Origin of the sequence: Pseudomonas sp. BN515, from assembly GCF_029873155.1 — a bacterium.
In the GTDB taxonomy this organism is placed as follows: Bacteria; Pseudomonadota; Gammaproteobacteria; order Pseudomonadales; family Pseudomonadaceae; genus Metapseudomonas.
Genome location: NZ_SSOH01000053.1, coordinates 17257 through 39252 on the forward strand (window position 1 = coordinate 17257; position 21996 = coordinate 39252).

Annotated in this window: 16 protein-coding genes; 11 read left to right on the forward strand and 5 right to left on the reverse strand. The window is 65.9% G+C overall.

Going from position 1 to position 21996, the window contains the following annotated elements; all coding sequences use genetic code 11:
• The first annotated feature begins 69 nt into the window (after positions 1–69).
• Both paaK and E8E91_RS13630 read left to right on the forward strand, forming a co-directional pair.
• The gene (paaK, locus tag E8E91_RS13625) at positions 70–1380 is read left to right on the forward strand and encodes a phenylacetate--CoA ligase PaaK (RefSeq protein ID WP_280372247.1); all 1311 of its coding nucleotides are present in this window, start codon (positions 70–72) and stop codon (positions 1378–1380) included.
• A 279-nt stretch (positions 1381–1659) separates the two neighbouring features.
• Entirely contained in the window at positions 1660–2013 is a 354-nt protein-coding gene (locus tag E8E91_RS13630; RefSeq protein ID WP_280376193.1) for a DUF1428 domain-containing protein, read from the forward strand.
• A 411-nt stretch (positions 2014–2424) separates the two neighbouring features.
• Here E8E91_RS13630 and tssA read toward each other — a convergent pair whose 3' ends face one another.
• The 5 genes from tssA to E8E91_RS13655 form a co-directional block, all read right to left on the reverse strand.
• Positions 2425–3501, reverse strand: coding sequence for a type VI secretion system protein TssA (tssA, locus tag E8E91_RS13635; RefSeq protein WP_280376194.1), 1077 nt, complete (start codon positions 3499–3501; stop codon positions 2425–2427).
• Positions 3498–7319, reverse strand: coding sequence for a type VI secretion system protein (locus E8E91_RS13640; protein WP_280376195.1), 3822 nt, complete (start codon positions 7317–7319; stop codon positions 3498–3500). The genes tssA and E8E91_RS13640 overlap by 4 nt, the downstream gene beginning before the upstream one ends.
• Entirely contained in the window at positions 7316–8086 is a 771-nt protein-coding gene (locus E8E91_RS13645) for a DotU/TssL family secretion system protein (RefSeq protein WP_280376196.1), read from the reverse strand. Before E8E91_RS13645 ends, E8E91_RS13640 begins: the two co-directional genes overlap by 4 nt.
• 18 nt (positions 8087–8104) lie before the next feature.
• The gene (gene tssK, locus E8E91_RS13650; RefSeq protein ID WP_280376197.1) at positions 8105–9439 is read right to left on the reverse strand and encodes a type VI secretion system baseplate subunit TssK; all 1335 of its coding nucleotides are present in this window, start codon (positions 9437–9439) and stop codon (positions 8105–8107) included.
• A 65-nt stretch (positions 9440–9504) separates the two neighbouring features.
• A complete protein-coding gene (locus tag E8E91_RS13655) occupies positions 9505–9978 on the reverse strand; it encodes a type VI secretion protein (protein WP_280376198.1) in 474 nt (157 codons plus the stop codon).
• 206 nt (positions 9979–10184) lie between these two features.
• Here E8E91_RS13655 and tssB point away from each other — a divergent pair, with 206 nt between their 5' ends.
• The 9 genes from tssB to tssI all read left to right on the forward strand — a co-directional run bounded on the left by tssB (position 10185) and on the right by tssI (position 21995).
• Positions 10185–10733 (forward strand): type VI secretion system contractile sheath small subunit, encoded by a 549-nt coding sequence (gene tssB / locus E8E91_RS13660; protein WP_190828007.1) that lies wholly within the window; start codon positions 10185–10187, stop codon positions 10731–10733.
• A 31-nt stretch (positions 10734–10764) separates the two neighbouring features.
• Entirely contained in the window at positions 10765–12243 is a 1479-nt protein-coding gene (tssC, locus tag E8E91_RS13665) for a type VI secretion system contractile sheath large subunit (RefSeq protein WP_151134308.1), read from the forward strand.
• Positions 12244–12322: 79 nt separating this feature from the next.
• On the forward strand, positions 12323–12820 hold the full coding sequence (locus E8E91_RS13670; protein ID WP_280372239.1) for an Hcp family type VI secretion system effector: 498 nt from the start codon (positions 12323–12325) through the stop codon (positions 12818–12820).
• A 15-nt stretch (positions 12821–12835) separates the two neighbouring features.
• A complete protein-coding gene (gene tssE / locus E8E91_RS13675) occupies positions 12836–13276 on the forward strand; it encodes a type VI secretion system baseplate subunit TssE (RefSeq protein WP_280376199.1) in 441 nt (146 codons plus the stop codon).
• Positions 13260–15059: a type VI secretion system baseplate subunit TssF gene (tssF, locus tag E8E91_RS13680; RefSeq protein ID WP_280376200.1), complete on the forward strand. Its 1800-nt coding sequence runs from the start codon at positions 13260–13262 to the stop codon at positions 15057–15059. Before tssE ends, tssF begins: the two co-directional genes overlap by 17 nt.
• The gene (gene tssG / locus E8E91_RS13685; protein ID WP_280376201.1) at positions 15023–16039 is read left to right on the forward strand and encodes a type VI secretion system baseplate subunit TssG; all 1017 of its coding nucleotides are present in this window, start codon (positions 15023–15025) and stop codon (positions 16037–16039) included. Before tssF ends, tssG begins: the two co-directional genes overlap by 37 nt.
• Positions 16040–16041: 2 nt before the next feature.
• Positions 16042–18588 carry a type VI secretion system ATPase TssH gene (gene tssH, locus E8E91_RS13690; protein WP_280376202.1) on the forward strand — a complete coding sequence of 849 codons (2547 nt, stop codon included), beginning with the start codon at positions 16042–16044 and terminating at the stop codon, positions 18586–18588.
• 49 nt (positions 18589–18637) lie between these two features.
• Positions 18638–19897, forward strand: coding sequence for an SGNH/GDSL hydrolase family protein (locus E8E91_RS13695; RefSeq protein ID WP_280376203.1), 1260 nt, complete (start codon positions 18638–18640; stop codon positions 19895–19897).
• Positions 19898–19997: 100 nt separating this feature from the next.
• Entirely contained in the window at positions 19998–21995 is a 1998-nt protein-coding gene (tssI, locus tag E8E91_RS13700) for a type VI secretion system tip protein TssI/VgrG (protein WP_280376204.1), read from the forward strand.
• Position 21996 lies beyond the last annotated feature (1 nt).

The following is a 21996-nucleotide window of genomic DNA, read 5'->3' on the forward strand; positions in this document are numbered from 1 at the left end:
GTGAGGAGTATCCTCCTCTTCAGCACTCAGAAGCCTACGGCTTCCGTACAAAAATAATTCGAGTGAACTATGAACATGATTGCCAACACCGCCTTGCTTGACCCGATGGAGACTGCCAGCGTCGACCAACTGCGCCAGCACCAGCTGGAGCGCCTGCGCTGGAGCCTCAAGCACGCCTACGAAAACGTCCCGCTGTACCGCCAGCGCTTCGACGAAAAGGGCGTGCACCCGGATGACCTGAAATCCCTGGAAGACCTGGCGAAGTTCCCCTTCACCGGCAAGAACGACCTGCGCGACAACTACCCCTACGGCATGTTCGCCGTGCCGCAGAGCGAGATCGTGCGTATCCACGCCTCCAGCGGCACCACCGGCAAGCCCACCGTGGTCGGCTACACCCAGAACGACATCGACACCTGGGCCAACGTGGTGGCGCGCTCGATCCGCGCCGCCGGCGGCCGCAAGGGTGACAAGGTGCACATCTCCTACGGCTACGGCCTGTTCACCGGCGGCCTGGGCGCCCACTACGGCGCCGAGCGCCTGGGCTGCACCGTGATTCCGATGTCCGGCGGCCAGACCGAGAAGCAAGTCCAGCTGATCCGCGACTTCCAGCCGGACATCATCATGGTTACCCCGTCCTACATGCTGAACCTGGCGGACGAGATCGAGCGCCAGGGCATCGACCCGCACAAGCTGGCCCTGCGCCTCGGCATCTTCGGCGCCGAGCCCTGGACCGCCGAACTGCGTCGCGCCATCGAAGAGCGCATGGGCATCACCGCCCTAGACATCTACGGCCTGTCGGAAATCATGGGCCCGGGCGTGGCCATGGAATGCGCGGAAACCAAAGACGGCCCAACCATCTGGGAGGACCACTTCTACCCCGAGATCATCGACCCGGTGACCGGCGAAGTGCTGCCGGACGGCCAGATGGGTGAGCTGGTGTTCACCTCGCTGTCGAAGGAAGCGCTGCCGATGATCCGTTATCGCACCCGCGACCTGACCCGCTTGCTGCCGGGCACCGCGCGCCCGATGCGTCGCATGGACAAGATCACCGGCCGCAGCGACGACATGCTGATCATCCGTGGCGTGAACGTGTTCCCGACCCAGATCGAGGAGCAGGTGCTGAAGGTCAAGCAGCTGTCCGAGAACTACGAGATCCACCTGTTCCGCAATGGCAACCTGGACAGCATCGAAGTCCACGTCGAACTCAAGCACGAGCACGACGGCCTGGGCGAAAGCCAGCAACAGGCGCTGTGCAACGAGCTGGGCAAGTACATCAAGACCTACATCGGCATCAGCTCGCGCATCGTCCTGCGCCCCAGCTACTCGCTGAAACGCTCCGAAGGCAAGGCCTGCCACGTGTACGACAATCGCGGCAAGTAAGCCCCGCGAAATCAAAAAGCCCCGCTTCGGCGGGGCTTTTTCTTGGCCGCAGTAATCAACCCTCTGTCACACGGCACCCCCGCACCCACCCTGATCGGACTGCGCCATTTTTGCCTCTCGACGTATTGACCGCTGGTCGGCGCAAGGACCATCCAGTTGGCGAGTCTGTCGAACCGGCGCTATCCAGATCGACTCATTAGGGAGTCGGGCGCGTGATCCGTGCGCGCTCGGGATACGACAGGCAATGCCTTTTCACACCATCCAGAAAGGAGAATGGATATGAGATACGTAGATGGATTCCTGGTACCCGTCCCCACCGCCAGCCGTGAGGCCTACCGCAAGGTGGCCGAGATGGCCGCAGGGGTCTTCAAGGAATGCGGCGCCCTGAGCGTCGTCGAGTGCTGGGGCAACGATGTGCCCGAAGGCAAGGTGACGTCCTTCCCCATGGCAGTGAAGCTGAAGGAAGGTGAAACCGTCGTCTTCTCCTGGATCACCTGGCCGTCTAAGCAAGCCAGGGATGCCGGCATGAAGAAAGCGATGGAAGACCCGCGCATGCAACCCAGCCCGGAGACCATGCCCTTCGATGGACAGCGGATGATCTTTGGCGGGTTCGAGGTGCTGGTGCAAGCCTGATTGGGCGGTTGGTCGGGGGCAGCTGCGCTGCCCTTGGCGAATGAATTCGCCCCCACAACGAAGCACTGCGATCGACATCGTCGTTCGGCACAGGAAGACGGTGCGCACAGCGCACCCTACTTGGGATTTCCCCCCACCAGGAAAAGCCGAGCCCTGGCACAAACCCTGTAGGGGCGATTTCAATCGCCAAGCGGACCGCAGGTTCGCCATGTGGGCCTTAAGGGGCAGCTTCGCCACCCTTGGCGAATGAATTCGCCCCTACAAAAAAGCGACATCGCCTGCTCGATCTGTGGGAGCGATTTCAATCGCGATGCAGGTCGAAGACCTGCCTGGCAGCTCCGGGGGCGGCTGCGCCGCCCTTAGCGAATGAATTCGCCCCCACAACAAAGGCCGAGCCCCGCAGGTTTGCCCCTACTTCAACACCCCCAGCAACTTCCACAACCTCCGGGCTTCGGCATCGGCCGTGATCAGCTCTTCCAGCAATTCGCCCAGGGGCTGGTTGCCCCATTCCACCGCACGGCGGATCACATAGGGCACCGGGCTGTGGGGTTCGGTACGGGCCAGGTAGTCGGCGATCAGGGCCAGTTGGCGGTAGGCATCCTCGCGGCTGGCAGGAATGCCGGAGAAGGCTGGTGGCGCTTCCACCTCGGCGGCAGCGGGCTCGGCCGCCACCTCGGGAACCGGCGCCACGATGGGCGGCGTCTGGGACTGCATGGGGATGAACTCCTGCATGAGCGAGCGGATGGCGTTCAGGATCTGCTGCAAGGTGGAGAAGCTGGGGGCGAGGTCACCGAGCCAGCCGTCGCACCAGGTATCCAGGCGTTTCAGCTCGGCCAGTGCCGTGTCCGCGCCCTGGCGAGCACGAACGAAGCTGGCCGTGGGCAATTGCCTGAGGATTTCGTCGAGCTTGCGCTGTTCCAGCCGAGCCGCCTCGGCGGCGACCTTGTCCGCCTTGCTGTCGCTTGCCTGCACCTGGCGCTGCTGGAGCTGCTGCCAGCCATGCAGGGTCAAGTGGGCGAGGTCGGCATGGTCGGCGCCGAACAGTGCACAGCGGGTCAGGACGATTTCGCCATAGCGGCGGCCCATCCACTCCAACGGCGCCACGCGCCAGGAACGGTCGTCCTCTTCCGGCTGCGGATGCAGTTCGTCCGGGTAGCGCTCGCACAGCCCCGCCAGCAATCCCAGCGCCGGCGTCAGGCCATCGAGGCCGCTGCGCAGCAGCCAGGCTTCACCGAGCCAGGCGGCAATCATCAGGTCCTTGCTGCGTTCGCGCAGCAGTTCTTCGGCCAGGCGCTCCACTGCAGCCCAATCACCGCGCTTGAGCTCTGCCTGCCAGACACCAGCAGGCAGGCTGGCGTCGTCCTCGCGGCGCAGTTCACGCAGGCGGTCCCAGGCCGGGTCGTAGCGCAGGCTGGGGCCACAGGGCTCGGCGCCGGGAATGGGCTCCAGCAAGTCACTGGCCGGACTCTCGGTTGTCGGCAGGGTCATGGCGTCACCTCGGTGCTCACCAGGGAATTGGCATGGGTCATGGAGAATGGCGAACGCGGTGCCTTCACCGGCAGCGGCTGGATCGACAGCGGGAGCTTGCCGCCCTGGGTCATCAGCGACAGGCGCATGAACATCAGGGCCGGCTCGCTGTTGCTCGGCGCACCGCGCACCGGCACCTGCAGGGTCAGCGGGAAGTCGGTGTAGTCCATGCTCGGCTGGCGCTGCAGCACCACGTGGGAGCGCATCAGGCGCAGCAGCGCCCAAGGGCCGCGATATTCCCAACCCGCCTCCAGGTCAGCCACCGCCATGCTCGGCTGCAGGGGGTCGATGCTCGGCCGCTGGCTACCGTCCTTGGCCCAGCGCAACAACAGCTGCATCGGGTCGCCGACATTCCAGTGCAGGCGCTGCGCTTCACCGGGGAAGCCGATCTGACGTTCGCCGGCGTGCAGCCCCCAGGCGATCACCTGGTCGGCGCCGCGCTCGGCGTCACGGTCGGTGCGCCAGCGCACGTCCAGTTCGACGCCGAGCGAGCCGGACGGGTCGCGCAGGAACAGCGGCCCGAGCCAGGTGCGCGCTTGCTTCAGGCGGGCGAGAAAGTCTTCCGCCGCCGGACGGTCGCCGGGGTTGCCCCATTTCAGCCCCTCTTCGGCCTGGGCCAGGCGGCTGTCGATCAGTTCCACCAGATGCTGCACCCGCGCCGGGTCGGCATCGTCGGCCTTGAGGCTGTAGGCGAAGGGGAAGCGGTCCGCCAGGTATTGGTTGAAGTAATCCGCCAGATCGTTCCAGGCCAGCGCCGCACGTTGCTGCTGGAGCTGACTGCAGCGTTGCGATGCCTGGTCCCGGAGTACGCGGGTGCGCTGCGCCAGGTCGCCCACCCCCTGGGACACGGCCGCGGTGGTCAGCACCTGGGAGCAGGAATCGCGATCCATCTCAACGAAATCCCGACTCACCAATTGCTCGAACAGCGCCGGTGAGCTGGTGGGGTTCTGCGCCTTGTACTTGACCAGTTCTTCGTTGATGGCCGCCAGGCGATTGACACGCTCCTGCTCCGTCATGCCCAGGCCGCGCTGTTCCTGCAGCCAGGCCAGGGCCGGGGCGGCGTTGTCGCTGGCGGCCTGCATGGCGGCGAACTGCTGGGCAAGGCTGCCCTTCAGGTCCGGTACATCGGTGGCGCGGAACAGGCGCAAGCCAAGATCGCGGCTGCCGTCCCACTGGGTGATGTCGTAGCGCTGGGTGAAGATCGGCATGGCGTCGATGCCTGCCAGGGCGTTGCTCACATCCTGCAGCGCCTGGCGATTGAGCAAGCTCTGCAAGGCACCGGCGAGATCATTGCGCCCCAGGAGTTGCAGGGCTCGCAGCACCTGCCCGGCCTGGTCGGCCGTCACCTCGAAGGCCTGGGCACCCGCCCCGGTGCGGGGTTCGGCGGAACCGGCGAGGCTCGCCCAGATGGCCCGTGCCCCGGCTTCCCCGGCAGCCTTGAGCATGCCATCGCGGTAGTCCGGCGGGATCTGCGCCAGCTCCTGGGTCACGAAGGCGCGGTAGCTGTCGATGTAGCCAAGGGATTTGGCCAGGGCGCTGGCGTCGACATTGCGCAAGGTACGTGCATCGGGCTCTGCGGTGTCCTGACGCAGGGCCGTCACCACGAAGTCGCGCTTGAGCAGGCCCTTGATCGCCCGGCTCAGGGCACTGACATGGTCCTGCAGTGCCAGCGTGCCGCCTGGCTGGCGCTGCAGCAGGTTCGAGCGGGTGCCGACGGACGCGATCCACTGCCCATGGAAATCCCGGCGCAAGCGGGTGGCCTCGCTGTTCAGGTTCTGCTCCACCGTCGCGCCCAGGAGACTGCTCTGCCGCACGGTTTCCAGAAGTTCGCGATAGCCGCTGACCAACTCTTCGCCGTTGCTGTGACTCCAGGAGGAATTGGTCAGCGCCAGCAGGCTTTCCAGGTCGTCAACCTGGGCATTGATCTCCTCCAGCTCGGCGAGGGAGTTGCCCTGCCCCGCCTGCAGGATGTCCAGATGCAGCTTGAGGTAGCCCGCCGGACGGACGAAGTTGTCGGCGAGGAAGTACTGGGTCAGCCAGATTTTCATCAGCGCCTGGAACTGCTCGGTAAGCACCTGTCGCCGCGATTGCAGGTCCAGAGGCTGCAGTCCGGGGGCGGCCAGGTCGACCAGGACCCGGTCGTAATAGGCCCGTCGCCGCAGCGCGGAAGTGTTGAGTTCCATGCCAAGGGCGCCGTTGGCCAGTTGCGCCAGGGGTTCCAGCACGCCCTTGTCACCCTTCAGGGCCTCGCTGAACCAGCGGTTCTGTTGCTCCAGACTGGCGGCGCCATAGGCCAGGTTGTGTGCCTTGACGTAGTTGGGCCATTCCTCCGGCACCTCGCCCACTACGTCGGTACGCCGGTCGGCGGGACGGATCGCCAGGAGCCGATCCAGCTCCACCTGCTGCATCCGCGCCAGGGGCTGCATGGCCTCGCTGCGGGCCATGGCGCGCAGCACGTCGTCCATCTCGTCGTTGAGGGGGGAGAACCAGGAGGTGGGAAAGGCCAGCGAAGCGAAATGCCAGCGCGGCGCATCCCGCAGCAGGTTCCAGAAGCCCTGGACATTGCGCCGTGCCTGTTCCTGGCTGCGCGCCGGGTCCTTCATCTCCACGTGGGCGCTCTGGGCCACCTGCAGAACCCGGGTCAGCTCGCGGGCGTCGCGCTGGCCGTCATGCCAGGCCCAGAGCATGCCCAGTAGCCAGAAGGCGCCGACGACCGCCGCCGTACCCGCGACCACCTGCTGCCAGCGCCGCCTCAGGCGCAGGATACGCGGCACCGCCTGGGCCAGCCCCTGCTCGGCGAGAAAGCGCTGGCCCCACAAACCGGCGGAGAACACGCCCCGAGTGCGCGGCTGCTCGCCGGTGGGAATGTCCCACGGATCGGCGGCGTCCCCGAGCACCTGCGCAGAGCTGAAGAACAGACCGCGCAGCCGGGGTGCCTCGCCCTGGGCGTTGCCCTGGAACACCGCTTCGAGCAGGACACGCAGGTTGCCCCGCAAGCCGTCCACTTGGCCCGGCAGGCGGTAGAGGTCTTCCCCCAGCTCACCCCGGAGCGCACCAACTTCCAGGATCGCCGCCTGGAGCGCCTGCACCACCTCGTCCAGGGCGTCGTCCAGCCAGTAGCCTTGCCAGCCCGCTTCCAGGGCATAGGGCGACGACCAGCCCAGTGCCCGCTCACGACCCTCTTCCGGCAGCGTAGCCACCAGCTCCTGGAACCCCGGCAATTCTTCCAGCCCGGTGACCAGCACGTGCACCGGCAGGCTCAGCCCGAGCCGCTGCAGCAACTCGCCGAAGCGGCGGCGCAGGGCAATGGCATCGGTCGCCAGTTGCGCATCGTCCAGCAGGCGCGCCACGGGTATGGTCCAGATCACCCCATCCAGCGGTCGCTGGCCGCGCAGGCGCAGCAGCATGCCCAGCAGCCGGCGCCAGGCGAAGGCCGGCACGGCGCCGCCTTCCTCCGGCAGGAACAAGCCCTGGGGCACCACCAGCAGCGAACCATCCGGATCGGCCCACCAGCGCCCGAACCAGGCCGCTCGGCCCACCGGGGCCAATTGCCAATCGACGCAGAGCTGGCTGCCTTCGCGCGGGTCACCCACCAGCATCAGCCAGGGGGTCTGGTAACGATCCTGGCTGCCCTGGTCGTGCTCCATCTTGCGCACGGCGTTGTAGAAGCTGCGGATGGCCGCGCCGGACTGGGTACGCAACCACCACCAGAGCGCCGCCAGGGCAACCAGGACCAGCAGGATCGCGAAGACGATCAGGGCGATGGCGAAGCCGCTCATTCCGGTTGCTCCCCGTCATCCTGGGTGGCCGCCAGGTGCAGCACGGGCTCCAGCTCGGACCGGATGTCGCTCCACAGCCAGTGCCCCACAACACTCAGCAGCAGCGCGAAGCCGAGAATCGCCAGCCCCAGGCGCAGGCCGTCCGGCAGAGCCCTGCGCAGGGGCATGTGCAGCGGCGCCGCACGGGTTGGACGCGCGAGGCTCTGCAAGGCACCAGCAGAGGCGGGTTCACGCTGCCAGGCAAAGGTGAACAGCGCCTGTCGCCAGCGTTCGTGCATGGCCTGCCCTCGCTCACCCCGCAGTTGGCCGTGGAAGCCGAGCACCAGGCATTGCAGGTAGACGTTGGCCAGGTCGCGAGTGGCCGGGGCGCGCTCCTTGAGCAGGCCTCGAATGGCCGCGGGCACCCGCTCGCCGGCATTGCGCGAACCGTACAGCCGCGCTTCCAGTGGACGTTCCTGCCAGGCCAGCTGACCGGCCCAGTTGCCGAACACCAGGGTCTCATCCAGCAGCGCAACGAAGGCATAGACCATCGCCTTGACCTGGACCGCCGCCGAGTCGCCAACACTGGCGAAGGCGCTGCGCCAGAGGCGGCGGACGATGCGCGTCGCCGTCTCGGCGGTGCGGTCCACCAACTGACCGTCGTTGTCGTCGGCGTCTTCCAGGTCATCCCAGGCGTCGCGCCACTCCAGCCAGGCCTGGCGGAAGGCGAGGCTCAGAGGCGCCTCACCGAACTCCGGTGGATACAGGGCCGCACTCCGTTCCGGCATCTACGCGTCCTTGTCTGGTCAGGCAAATTCGTGTGTGTTGGCTTCGAACAGCACCACTTGCCAGGGCCCCACCAGCGCCGCCTGGCCGGGCACCACGATGCAGAGTTTCTGCTCGGGATCGAACCACTCTCCGGCGGCCTGGACCACGAACAGGCGAGTGTCTTCACCGACGCTGTAGGCGACCTGCTCGGCGCGGCTCATGGATTGGTGCGCCAGGCCGCTCATGCGCTGGCGCGCGAGGGTGGACACCTGGCCCTGGGAGGCGATGATGGCCTGCCCCAGCCAGTAGAAGGCCGACTGCTCGCCCGCCCCGGCCGGCATGCGCAGGCCGATCACCAGGCGCTGGCGGCGCGACTGGGTATCGGGCAACTGGATGGCGAAGCCCTGCTCCATCTGGTCGAACGCCAGGGTGCGATAGCCAACCCGCACGCGGGTCAAGGCATGCTCCAGCCAGTCCAGCACTTCGTCGTAGCCGCGTTTGAGGTCGAGGTAATCCAGGGGCGAGAAGGCCGGCACACCGGCCACCGGGTCCAGGGCGCACCAGGCGCCGGCCATGCCTACCAGCAGTCCGTGCAGGCGGTCCGGCGCCGCCACCCGGCTATTCAGCGCCGCCTCCACTTCCGGCAGGCGCGCCCAGAGCGCGGTCAGCTGTCGACGGGTTTCGGCCATATCGTCATGGTTGCCGGCCTGCTCGGCCTGACGCAGGCGGCCGGCGAGGAACAGGCACTTCTCCCGCGTGCGGGCGCAGAGCGCGGCGACCGATCGCCCCAGGATGGATTCGGGAAGAATGCGCGGCGTTGGCGCCACATAGGATTGGCGGACGAAGCCGCCGCCCTCCTTGGCGATGCGCAGCAGCGGCAGGCAGACGGAATCGGCGCGGCCGCTCTCGGTCACCAGTCGCGCGGCAGGCCGCCAGACCAGGATGGGTTCGGGGTGTTCGCCGCTGGCCAGATCCGGCACCGCATCGCCCACCGCCGATTGCAGGCGGCCACGCAGCGGCAGCACCTGGCCGCCACGGCCAAGCGGATTCACGGCGAGAAAGACGGTGGCGCTGGAGGTCGCGGACTGGGCGATGGCGGCGCTCACGTCCAGCTCCAGGACCGTGCCTTCACCGGGCTTGATGCTCACTGGCAGGCCGTCGGGCAGGATGGCTTCGAGGGCGAGTACGCGCACCAGGCCGGCGCTGAGGGCGGCGGGGTCGAGTTCGAGTTGGGAGACGCCCCAGAACCAGGGATTGCCGGCTTGGGCGAAATGGGCGGCGAGAACTTCCGCGCGCAACCCTTGCAGCTGGAAATGCTGGGGCAGCAACTGCATGCCCTCATGCCAGCACACCGCGTCAGGCAGAACTTTCATACCACTCCCCTTCGACGTCCGACGTTGTCGCGAGCTCGACGCCCTGCTGCTTCAGGGGCCTTCCGTCAATGCTCGTTCTCGCTCAGCAAGCGCATTTCCCTGCTATCGAACCGGAGCCAGGCACGGCTCTGCTCATCCAGCCTCAGGCGGTGAGCACCGGGTGTGTTATAGCCGGCAAAGACCAAAAGTCCAGCCGCGCTATCCCCCGCCAGCGGGAACTCGCGAGCCTCCATGAATTGCCCGGGAACCAGCTCCAGGCTCCAGACGGAAAACTGCTTCTGGTAGTCGCGACGGTACTGCTCGCGATCGCTGAACCACTGCCGCGCAGTGATGCTGGACAGCACCTTGAGCAACTCGGGATCGCGCACGGCGATGAAGTCGACGGCGATGGGCGTGTCGTCGTTGGCGCGCTCGGCGACGTCCAGGGTCAGGTTGTCCAGTTGGACACGCGGACCGAGAAGATCGGAGCAGCCTCCCAGCAGGATCGCAGCGGCCAACAGCACGAATTTCGAGGTGGAAATGAAACGTCCCTGCTTCATGGTGGTCTGATTCCGGTTTGCGTTTGCAAATTTATAGACCTGTTCTAGCGTGTCTGAGTAGTTCGTCGGACAGACGAACTAGAGGGATCGCCAAGGACAGGCTTGCGTGTAGTTCCCCCCTGTCGCGTCGTGATCCAGCAAGGGAGTGCGATGACAGGATCAGTCCGATGCATTGCGCTCGTGTCAATGCACCGGAGCCCACCAACATGGCCGAAAGCACGCAGCACAAACTGGACCGGGTTCGCCCGCCCCGCGTACAGATCACCTACGACGTCGAAATCGGCGACGCCATCGAGAAGAAGGAGCTGCCGCTGGTCGTGGGCATCCTCGCCGACCTCTCCGGCAAACCTGAAAATCCCCTGCCTAAGCTCGCCGAGCGTCGATTCACCGAGATCGACCGCGACAACTTCAACCAGGTCCTCCACTCCATCGCGCCGCGCGCCACCCTGCAGGTGGACAACACCATCACCGGTGACGGCAGCAAGCTGAACGTCGAGCTGCGCTTCAAGGACATGGACGATTTCGATCCGGTGAACATCGTCAAGCAGATCACTCCCTTGCGCCGCCTGTTCGAGGCGCGCCAGCGCCTGCGCGACCTGCTCACCAAGCTCGACGGCAACGACGACCTCGACAAGCTGCTGCAGGAAGTGGTGAGCAACACCGACGGCCTGCAGGAGATCAAGTCCGCCCGTCCCGAATCCGAAGCCGCCGCGCCCGAGGGCGAAGGCGAAGCACCGGCCGAACCCCAGGCCTGATCCGCAGCCCGACTTCCCGGAGGAATAGCCCATGGCAACAGAAGCCGGTGCCAACAGCGAGAGCACCACTCAAACCCTGACCCTGCTCGACCGCATCATCGCCGAGGGCCGCATGGCCCATGACGACAGCCAGCAGGACTACGCCCGCGACATGCTCGCGGAGTTCGCCACCCAGGTCCTCGACGAAGGCATGGCCATCGACAAGGACACCGTGGCCATGATCAACGACCGCATCAGCCAGATCGACGAGCTGATCAGCGCCCAGCTCAACGAAGTGCTGCACCACCCCGAGCTGCAGAAGCTGGAAGCCTCCTGGCGCGGCCTGCACCTGCTGGTGCAGAACACCGAAACCAGCACCCGCCTGAAACTGCGCCTGCTCAACGTCACCCAGAAGGAACTGCAGACCGACCTGGAGAAGGCTGTCGAGTTCGACCAGAGCGCGCTGTTCAAGAAGATCTACGAAGAGGAATACGGCACCTTCGGCGGCCATCCCTTCAGCCTGCTGGTGGGCGACTACAGCTTCGGCCGCCATCCCCAGGACGTGGCCCTGCTGGAGAAACTCTCCAACGTCGCCGCCGCGGCCCACGCGCCCTTCATCGCCGCCGCCAACCCGAAGCTGTTCGACATGAACGCCTTCACCGAGCTGGCCGTGCCCCGTGACCTGGCGAAGGTCTTCGAGAGCCAGGAGCTGATCAAGTGGCGCAGTTTCCGCGAGAGCGAAGACTCGCGCTACGTCTCCCTGGTACTGCCGCACTTCCTCCTGCGCCTGCCCTACGGCCCGGACACCCTGCCGGTGGACGGCATGAACTACGTGGAAGACGTCAACGGCACCGACCACTCCAAGTACCTCTGGGGCAACGCCGCCTGGGCGCTGGCCCAGCGCATCACCGAGGCCTTCGCCAAGTACGGCTGGTGCGCGGCGATCCGTGGCGCCGAAGGCGGTGGCGCGGTGGAAGGCCTGCCGGCCCACACTTTCCGCACCAGCTCCGGCGACCTGTCGCTGAAGTGCCCGACCGAGGTGGCCATTACCGACCGCCGCGAGAAGGAGCTCAACGACCTCGGCTTCATCGCCCTGTGCCACAAGAAGAACAGCGACCTCGCGGTGTTCTTCGGCGGCCAGACCACCAACAAGGCCAAGCTCTACAACACCAACGAAGCCAACGCCAACGCGCGCATCTCGGCCATGCTGCCCTACGTGCTCGCCGCCTCGCGCTTCGCCCACTACCTGAAGGTGATCATGCGCGACAAGGTGGGCAGCTTCATGACCCGAGACAACGTGCAGACCTACCTGAACAACTGGATCGCCGACTACGTGCTGATCAACGACAACGCGCCGCAGGAGATCAAGGCCCAGTACCCGCTGCGCGAGGCGCGGGTGGATGTCTCGGAAGTGGCCGGCAAGCCGGGCGCGTACCGGGCGACCGTGTTCCTCCGCCCGCACTTCCAGCTGGAGGAACTGACCGCCTCGATCCGCCTGGTGGCCAGCCTGCCACCGCCGGTAGCGGCCTGACCCGAGCCGCCCGCCGGCAACCCCGGCGGGCGGGCACCAAGCTCTTCTCCAGACATTCCAGATTCAGGAGTTCCATTCGATGGATGCGATCATTCTCGACCTCGGCGACGACATCAAAGGCGACAGCCTGCTCGAAGGCTTCACCGACAAGATCGAACTGATGTCCTACAGCCACAACGTGGCCATGCAGGTCACCAACGACGTCAGCAACTCGGAGCGCACCTCCGGCCGCCCGCACATCGGTGAGTTCACCGTGACCAAGTTCATCGACACCTCCACCCCGTCGCTGAACGAATACTGCTGTGCCGGCAAGCCCATCACCACGGCGAAGGTCACCATCGGCCGCAACGCTGCCGAAGGCGACGGCAAGATCCTGCCCTTCATCGTCTACACCCTGGACAACGTGGTGCTGTCCAACGTCAGCGTCAGCGGCGGCGCCGGTGGCAAGCCGGTGGAAACCCTGTCGCTGAACTTCACCAAGATCAAATGGGAGCTCACTGCACAGAAGGACGATGGCACCAAGGAAGGCACCGCCGCCTCCACCTGGGACCTGGCGGCCAACAAGGTGGCCAAGTAAGCGCGGCGCCCGGCCATGTCGGATGCCGGCCTGCTTGCGCCGCTGTTCGAGCGCCTCGCCGCCCAGGCGGACGAGGCGCCGGCCTTCGACCGCGAGGCCCTGGCGGAGTCCGTCCGCCTGGAGCTGGTGCGGTTGCTCAACACCCGCCGCTCCAGCGCCAGGAGCGGCCGCCCGCTGACCATCCTCGACTACGGCATCGGCGACTGGAGCGCCCTGCAGGCGGGCCGTGGTGATGACCGGCGCCAACTGGTGCGGGACATCCGCGCTGCCGTGCAACACTTCGAACCCCGCCTGCAACTGACCTCAGTGGAAGCCGCCCCGGCGCCCGACCAGCCCCAGCGGCTGCGCATCCGCCTTGGCGGCAGCCTGCGCAGCGGCCAGCGCACCTGGCCGGCGGTGTTCATCATCGACAACGACGACGAGGGCCTCGAGGTGCGCCATGAGCGACTCGATTGACCCGGAACTGCTGGACTACTACCAGCGCGAACTCACCTGGCTGCGCCATGCCGGCGCCAGCTTCGCCGCCCGCTACCCCAAGGTCGCCCGACGCCTGGAACTGGCCCCCGGCGAATGCCCTGACCCCCACGTGGAGCGCCTGCTCGAAGGCTTCTCCCTGCTGACCGCTCGCCTGCAACGACGCCTCGACGACGACTACGCCGAGTTCAGCGACGCCCTGCTGGAGCAGCTCTACCCGCTGGCCCTGCGGCCAATCCCCTCCTGCGCCATCGTCCAGTTCGAGCCGGACCCGACCCAGGGCAGCCTGGCCGAGGGCTACCGGATGCCGCGCGATACGCCGCTGTTCGTCACCACCAGCCAGGGCGCCAGCGTGCACTTGCGCACCACGGCCGAGGCGGTGCTGTGGCCCATACGTATCGGCGGCGCCACCCTGCTGGACGGCGACGAGGCGGTGGCGCTGACCGGGCGGCCCGATGCCCGCGCGGCCCTGCGCCTGGAATTGCACTGCCTGGGCGAGTTCGACTGGGCGCAATTGCCCGTCCGCCAGCTGCGCCTGCACCTGGCCGCCTCGCCGGTGACCAATGCCGCGCTGTTCGATCTGCTCGGCGCGCACAGCCTCGGCATTCACTGCGGCGTGCCCGGCCAGCCACCGCTGCCCTGCCCCGGAGAACCGCAGCTGGTGGGCTTTGCCGACGACCAGGCGCTGCTTCCCGAGGAAGATGGCCAGCATCCTGGCCTACGGCTCCTGGCCGAGTACTTCACCTTTCCCGACAAGTTCGCCTTCTTCGATATCCCGATCCAGCCACCAGCATCGGGCGGTCGCGACTGCACGCTGGTGATCGCCTTCGACCGCGCCCCGGCCGGCCGCCCGCACCTGCAGGCCGATGACCTGCGCCTGGGATGCGCGCCCGTCATCAATCTGTTCCCGCGCACCTCCGAACCCCTGCGCCCGGACGGCACGCGCAGCGAGTACCGCCTGGTGGCCGACGCCCACCGTGAAAGCAGCGTGGAGATTTACAGCATTCGCTCCGTGCGCGCCGCCTCACCGCGCGGCGTGAGCCCCGTGCCGGCCTACTACGGCCATGCCCACGGCGCAGGAGCTCCAGGTGCCGGACTCTACTGGCACGCCCGCCGGGTGCAGGGCATGAGCCCGAACCGCCGTGGCACCGACATGCTGCTGAGCCTGGTGGACACCGGCTTCGACCCGCTGCTGGACGCCCCCGAATACAGCCTGACCGCCGAGCTGCTGTGCACCAATCGGCACCTGGCGGAGAACCTGCAGGCCGGCACCCGCCTCGGCTTCGAGCGCCCCGGCCCTGTCGCCCGCGCCACCCTGCGCAATCCGCCCAGCCCGCAGAGCCTGCCGCGCCTGACCGGCGAATCGCGCTGGCGCATGGTTTCGCAACTGACCCTCAACCACCTGTCCCTGGTGGAAGGCCCGCAGGCGCTGGACGCCCTGCGCGAAATGCTCAACCTGCACAACCTGCGCGACGAAGGCAGCGCCCGCCGGCAGATCGACGGTATCGCCCGGCTTGTCTGCGAGCGGGTGGTGGCGCGGGTCGGCGACGACGCCTGGCGTGGCTGGCGCAATGGCCTCGAAGTGCGACTCAGCCTCGACCCGCAGCATTTCGCCGGCGCCAGCTCCGTGCTGTTTTCCGCCGTGCTGGCGCAGTTCTTTTCCCTTTACGCGACCGCCAACCGCTTCGTGCGAACCGTGCTGGTCGATGGCGACAAGGAGGTCAGGACGTGGCAACCCCAGGCCGGCATGCCCCTCTCCCTCTGAGCCGCCGTCTGCGCGACGAGCCGCAGGCCTTCGAGCTCCTGCAGGCACTCCTGCTGCTGGAGCGCGAACGGCCGGACGCCGACTCACTCGGCCGCAGTAGCGCCCCCCAAAGCGAGGCGCTGCGTCTGCGCGGCCCGCTCACGCCCACCTTCGCCGCCAGCCAGGTGGAGCGCCTGGAGGAAGTGGCCGGCCAGCCGCCCGTCCTGACCACTCCGGTGTTCGGTCTTGGCGGCCCCGACGGCCCCCTGCCCTACGCGTACCAGGAATGGTTGCAGCAACAGGCGAAGCAGAAGGATCACGCCCCAGCGGAATTCCTCGACCTGTTCCAGCACCGCCTGCTCAGCCTGCTCTACCGGGTGCTGGGCAAGCATCGCCTGGCCCTGGGCTTCCGCGCTCCCGATGACTCGCCGGCCCACGACCAGTTGCTGGCCCTCTGCGGCCTGCTGCCCGATGCCCTGCAAAACCGCCTGGCCCTGCCGGACGCCGCGGCAACCGCGCGCACCGCGCTGTTCGCTGGCGGTCGCCGCTCCCTGGCTGGCTTCGCCGCGCTGGTGCGCCACCAGTTCAACGTCGCCGTGCGCTACGAGGCCTACCAGGGCGGCTGGCGCGAAATCCCGCCGGCCAGCCGCAGCCTCCTGCAACGCAAAGGCCGCAACCTGGGGCTGGGCCGCGACGCCATCGCCGGCACCCGCGTGTGGGACGAGCACGCCGGCATCCGCCTGACTCTCGGCCCCCTGAGCAATGCGCGCGCGCGGGACTTTCTCCCTGGCGGCGCCGAGCACGTGCGGCTCGCCAGCCTGGCCGCGCTCTATTTCGGGCCGGACCTGGACTGCGCCCTGCGCCTGCTGGTCCGCCCCGGCACCCCGCTGTGCCTGGACCGCACCCAGCCGCCGCGCCTGCGCTGGAGCGGCGGGCTGCAATTGCGCGGCGAAGCCCTGCAACAGATCGACACTCGCTTGCGCCAGACGGAGGTGGCCTGACCATGGAACTCGGCAGCCTGATCGGACGCCTCAACGCACAAAGCCGCCGCGCCCTGGAACGGGCCGCGCAGCGCTGCCTGCAACGCACCCACCATTACGTGGAAATCGAGCACCTGCTGCTGGAGCTGATGGACATCGAGGGCGGCGACCTGGCCTACCTGCTGCCGCGCTTCGGCCTGGAACGCGATGCGGTGGCAACGGAGATCAACCAGGCGTTGGAGCTGTTCAAGGCCGGCAACACCCGCACCCCGGCGCTCTCGGCGCAGACCGTGGGCCTACTGGAAGATGCCGTGGTGCAGGCCAGCGTGCTAGGCCAGCAGAGCATCCGTTCCGGCCTGCTGCTGCTCGCCCTGCTCGATCGCGACGAACGCCGCACGCTACTGCTCAATAGCGCCTCTTCGTTGCTGCGCATTCCCCGCGAGGCGCTACGCCAGAACCTGCAGGACTGGACCCAGGCCTCCCGCGAGCAGACCGCCTCGCCCCAGGCCAGCAAGGGCAAGCCCGCCCCGGCCGGTGCCCAGGACTCCATCCTCGACCAATACACCCAGGACCTCACCGCCGATGCCCACGCCGGCCGCATCGATCCCATCGTCGGGCGCGACAGCGAGATCCGCCAGAGCATCGACATCCTCCTGCGCCGCCGGCAGAACAACCCGATCCTCGTCGGCGCTCCCGGCGTGGGCAAGACAGCCGTCGTCGAGGGCCTGGCCCTGCGCATCGCCGCCGGCGACGTGCCGCCGCCCCTGCAGGACGTCAGCCTGCGAGTGCTCGATCTCGGCCTGCTGCAGGCCGGCGCCGGGGTCAAGGGCGAGTTCGAACAGCGTCTCAAGGGCGTGATCGATGGCGTCCGCAATGCCGAGAAGCCGATCATCCTGTTCATCGACGAAGCCCATACGCTGATCGGCGCCGGCGCTGCCGAAGGCCAGAGCGACGCCGCCAACCTGCTCAAGCCGGCCCTGGCCCGTGGCGAACTGCGCACCCTGGCCGCCACCACCTGGCTGGAATACAAGAAGTACTTCGAAAAGGACCCGGCGCTCGCCCGGCGCTTCCAGCTGGTGCAGGTGGAAGAGCCGGACGAATCCACGGCGGTCGAGATGCTGCGCGGGGTCGCCGCCAAGCTGGAACAGCACCACGGCGTGCAGGTGCTGGACGCCGCGATCCATGACGCAGTGAAGCTCTCCCATCGCTACATTTCCGGCCGGCAATTGCCGGACAAGGCCATCAGCGTGCTGGACACCGCCTGCGCCCGCGTCGCCCTGGGCCAGCACGACGTGCCGCCGCCGCTGGAAAGCCTGCGCCACCGTGAACAGGCCCTGGAAGAAGAGCTGCAACGCCTGCGCCGCGAACAGGCCACCGGCCTCGACCACCGCGAACGCATCACCGCCCTGGAAACCGAATCCCGCAGCAATGTCGTCGCCATCCGCGAGCTGGAAACCCGTTGGGGCGAGGAACGCGAAGCCGTGCGCGAACTGCTGGAGGCCCGCCGCGAACTGCTGGCCCTTTCCGACAGCGTCGACGCCAGCAAACCCAACGAGGAACTGGACGACCGCATCGACCACCTGGCCGCCGAACTGGCGCGCCTGGAAGCTGGCCTGGACGCCATTCGCCAGGACGACCCGCTGGTGCCCGAGCAGGTGGATTCCAAGACCGTGGCAGCGGTGATCGCCGGCTGGACCGGCATCCCCATCGGCAAGATGCTCGCCGACGAAGCCCACGCCGTACGCACCCTGGGCCAGCGCATGGGCCAGCGAGTCATGGGGCAGAACGCCGCGCTCGGCACCATCGCCCAGCGCATCCAGGCCTACCGCGCCGGCCTCACCGACCCGGCCAAACCCGTTGGCGTGTTCCTGCTGGTGGGCCCCACCGGCGTCGGCAAGACCGAAACCGCCTACGCCCTGGCTGACGCCCTCTACGGGGGCGAGCGCAACCTCATCAGCATCAACCTTTCCGAGTACCAGGAAGCCCACACCGTCAGCCAACTCAAGGGCGCCCCGCCCGGCTATGTCGGCTACGGCTCGGGCGGCGTGCTCACTGAAGCCGTACGCCGCCGCCCCTACTCCGTGGTGCTGCTGGACGAAATCGAAAAGGCCCACCCGGATGTGCTGGAAGCCTTCTACAACGTCTTCGACAAGGGCGTGATGGAAGACGGCACCGGCCTGGTGGTGGACTTCAAGAACACCGTGATGCTCGCCACCAGCAACGTCGGCGCCGAACTGGTGCTGGACACCGCGCCCGACCAGCTCGGCAGCGACGCCTTCAACGAACGCCTGCGCAAGGTCCTGCTACAAGCCTTCCGCCCCGCCTTCCTCGCCCGCATGACCGTAGTGCCCTACCGCCCGCTGGACGAAGCGACGCTGGAAGGCATCGTCATCGCCAAGCTGGAAAAACTCCAGGGCCGCTACAAGGCCGCCACCGGCAAACACTTCGACTTCGACCCGGCCATCGTGAAAGCGGTACTGGCCAAGTGCAGCTCGGCCGGGGCGCGGGATATCGAGAATGTGCTGATGGCGCAGGTGACGGGGAAGTTGGCGGAGTGGGTGCTGGAGTGAGCAATTTGCAGCCCAACGGACATTTCTAACCAATTGGAAGGTGGCGATCATGCAAATAGATACCGTGGTCGTATTTGGCGACAGCCTGTCTGACATCGGAAAAAAATGGGTGACAAAGAGTGGCCGAATGGCCAGAGCAACAGGACAAATGTCAGTCAGCCCTTCCGGCAGATTCAGCGACTGCCGAAATTGGACAGACTTCATGTTCGAGGAAGCGACTCAGCGAACAATGATTGCCAATACCGCGCAAACGACAATTGAACTCAGCAACAGACACACGACCCTAAGCAACAAGAGCATGCTGAACGCACAGTCTCTTGGCCTCAACAACGGGCAGGGATTCAATAACTTCCAATATGCAAACTATGCAGAGGGCGGAGCGTGCGGGGACACTCCAGTTCGCCTGGGGAATTTCTTGGGAACATTTGACGACCAGATCAAAGCATTCAAGACCGACTGCAACAGCAACAACATCACACTTGGAAATACACTATTCATTGTCTGGTTTGGCGCTAACGACCTTTACACCGCTGGCCGCGACCCAGCGGGCATGGCCACCGCAGCTGACAAAGTCGCAAATATCCAACGCAACGTACTGAGGGATTTCGTTGCGCTGAAGAATGGACGATCCAAGTTCATTTTTATCAATCTGGCCAGGCCACTCAGTTCGGTAAGGTACTCGCTCAGACTCAAACAAGCAGAGCAAAAGCTTTTGAATGCTGCGATGCCAAAAGACGTGATCGAAATGGTAGTGAACCCTCAGAGATTCAAAGGAGGTATCTGGCATGCACAGGCAGCGATGCAAACCGCGCTTGACCAGAAATCTTCCAATCAACAACTCAAGGAATTCATCGAACTGAAGAAAGCAGTAGCAGAAATAAAATCCCTGGAACTAGGCGTAATTAACTACAACCTTGCGCTGGCACTTCACACTCGAAGAAATGGAGATGGACTGGTCGAGATTGGCAGCTGTCTGAGCGAAGAAACCATCCGTCAACTTGTCAAGGGCAACTACCGACTCAAGGAAGGAGCAGCGACTGCTGATGCCGCCCACGTCAGTTCCGCAAGCTATACGGCCAGCAACGCCATTGCACACTTGGCAACCATAGATCAGGCCCACCCTACCGATCAGGTCTATAAATTGATTTGGCTTGAAGTCTACGAAGAAATAAAGAAATCGAACTGCACCTTTGGGAACATCTCAGACCAACTCGCGACTCCGACGCTCTCCACTCTTTCGGGTCCCAGCAGTCAAACCAGGGCTAACTTCAACAGCGTCATGCAGGAACTACGCAACAGCTTCGTCTAATCGATGGACTGTTTCATGACAGAAAAGATATCCAGAAAACAAGGGGATGTGACGCCTTGTCCGTGAAATCAAACGCCTTGCTTACTCAGCGAGGCTCCGAATGACACTTTCCAGTTCCAGTCTCGTGCTTGGCAGCGCGACGGTGAGCGGCCTCAGCCCGGAGATCATTACCGGCAGCGAGTCGCTGAATGGCCTCAGCAAGCTGAACCTGCACGGCCACAGCACCACCGCTCTCACCCTGACCAGCGCAGTCGCCACCCACCTCACCACCACCCTCCACAACGACGCCAACCAGCGCCCCCTCGACGCCCTGGTGGCCGAAATCCACCAGCTCCCCGCCGACGCCACCGCCGAGCGCTATCAACTGGTACTGCGCCCCTGGCTCTGGTGGCTGACCCTGGCGAGCAACAACCGGGTGTTCCAGAACAAGACCACCAGCGACATCGTCACCGGCATCTTCTCGGACCATGGTTTTACCGATTACCAGTTGAAGCTCGGCGGCAGCTACGAGCCCCGCGAGTATTGCGTGCAGTACGGCGAAACCGATTTCGCCTTCGTTTCGCGGCTGCTGGAGGAGGAAGGGATCTTCTGGTTCTTCACCCATGAGGACGGCAAGCACACGCTGGTGCTGGGGGACAGCAACGATGCCTTCCCGCAGATTCCCAATGGGCCGAAGGTGCCTTACCTGGGTCAGGGCATCGGCGTGCGCGAGTTGCATGGGGTGCGTTCCGGGCAGCTCTGCCTGCAGGCGGTGGCCGGGGTGTACAGCGCCACGGACTACGAATTCACCACGCCCACCACCTCGCTCTACAGCCAGGCCGAAGCGGTGGCTGGGCCACGGTCGATGTATGAGCATCCCGGCGGCTACACCGCCAAGGCGCGCGGCGATGCGCTGTCCAAGCAACGAGTGGATGAACTGCGCAGCCAGGAGAAGCGCTTCATTGGCGAGAGCGACTGCCGCTGGCTGGTACCGGGGCACTGGTTCACCCTGGACGGGCATGACGACGAGTCGCTGAATATCGACTGGGTGGTGACCTCGGTCACCCACGAAGCCAGCCACGAGCATTACCGCAACCGCTTCGAAGCCATTCCCAAGACCACCAACTACCGCCCGGCGCGCACCACGCCGAAGCCTCGCATGCATACCCAGACGGCGATTGTGGTGGGCAAGTCCGGCGAGGAAATCTGGACCGACCAGTACGGCCGCATCAAGATCCAGTTCCCCTGGGATCGCCTGGGCAACAACGACGAAACCTCATCCTGCTGGGTGCGGGTGGTGCTGCCCTGGAGCGGCAAGGGTTTCGGCATGCAGTTCATCCCGCGTATCGGCCAGGAGGTGATCGTCACCTTCATCGACGGCGACCCGGACCGCCCGCTGGTCACCGGCTGCGTCTACAACGGCGACAACACCCTGCCCTACGTCCTGCCGGACAACCAGACGCAATCCGGCATCAAGACCAATTCCTCCAAGGGCGGCGGCGGCTTCAACGAGCTGCGCTTCGAGGACAAGAAGGACGCTGAGGAAGTGTTCCTGCAGGCGCAGAAGGACATGAAGGTGAATGTGCTCAACGACAGCACCGCCACCATCGGCCACGACGAAACCCTCACGGTGCAGAACGCCCGCACCCGCACCGTTAAAGAAGGCGACGAGACCATCACCCTGGAAAAGGGCAAGCGCTCCGTAACCATCCAGACCGGCAGCGACACCCTGGATGTGAAAGACAGCCGCACGGTGAAGGTGGGCGCCGATCAGACCCACAGCACCGGCGGCAACTACAGCCACAAGGTGACGGGCAACTACGAGCTCACCGTGGACGGCAACCTGACCATCAAGGTCAGCGGCACCCTTACCCTGCAGAGCGGCGGCAGCCTGACCATCAAGAGTGATGCCGACCTCGCCGCCCAGGCCGGAACGTCCATCACCCAGAAGGCTGGAACGTCCCTGACCAACCAGGCGGGCACCTCTCTGGACAACAAGGCCGGTACCACCCTGACCAACGATGCCGGCATCAGCCTGACCAACAAGGCCAGCGCCGAGCAGACGGTGGACGGCGGCGGCATGCTGACCATCAAGGGCGGACTGGTGAAGGTGAACTGAA